Here is a 552-nt window from a genome sequence, read left to right as displayed (position 1 = left end):
CACCCAACTGATCGAATGGGCCGTCGAGGAGTCGCGCCGCGAGGGGTGCGCACTGGTGCAGCTCACCTCGGACGCGACCCGTATCGACGCCCACCGCTTCTACGAGCGGCTCGGCTTCGAGGCCAGCCACGTCGGCTTCAAGCTGCCGCTGGCCTGACCCGGCCCGTCCGGGCCCGACCTGTCTGGGCCGACATGACCTGGCCTCATCTCCGTGGCGGTCTCACAGCGCCCCCAGGTCGATGGCTTCGGCCATCCGCCGGTAGCCCACGTCGTTCGGGTGCTTGAAGTCGCCCGAGTCGTACGCCGGGTCCAGCCGCAGCGGATCGGACGGCGAGGCCATGACCTTCGCGAAGTCGACGACCGCGTCGAAGGCGCCCGAGGTGCGGATCCACTCGTTGATCGCGGCGCGCTTCGCCTCGGAGCGCGGGGTGTGGTACTCAGCGCCCTCGAACGGGAGGATCGTTCCGCCGATGACCTTGATACCGCGGGCATGGGCCAGCGCGATCAGCTCCCGGTAACCCGCGATCACCTCTTCCGCCGACACCTGCGGAT

Annotated in this window: 2 protein-coding genes; one reads left to right on the top strand and one right to left on the bottom strand. The window is 69.4% G+C overall.

Annotated elements, in window-relative coordinates; genetic code table 11:
* A partial coding sequence (locus tag CCN37_RS38295; protein WP_143262073.1) for a GNAT family N-acetyltransferase occupies positions 1-157 on the top strand: 157 nt, incomplete at its 5' end.
* Positions 158-220: 63 nt separating this feature from the next.
* On the opposite strand, the gene CCN37_RS38290 is transcribed toward CCN37_RS38295, so the two are convergent.
* On the bottom strand, positions 221-552 hold a 332-nt coding region (locus CCN37_RS38290; protein WP_246843614.1), incomplete at its 5' end, for a GDSL-type esterase/lipase family protein.

The organism is Allokutzneria sp. NRRL B-24872, assembly GCF_002155965.1.
Taxonomy (GTDB): Bacteria; Actinomycetota; Actinomycetes; order Mycobacteriales; family Pseudonocardiaceae; genus Allokutzneria.
Note: the sequence above shows the minus strand (reverse complement) of the source record. Positions and strands in the feature narration are given on the sequence as shown.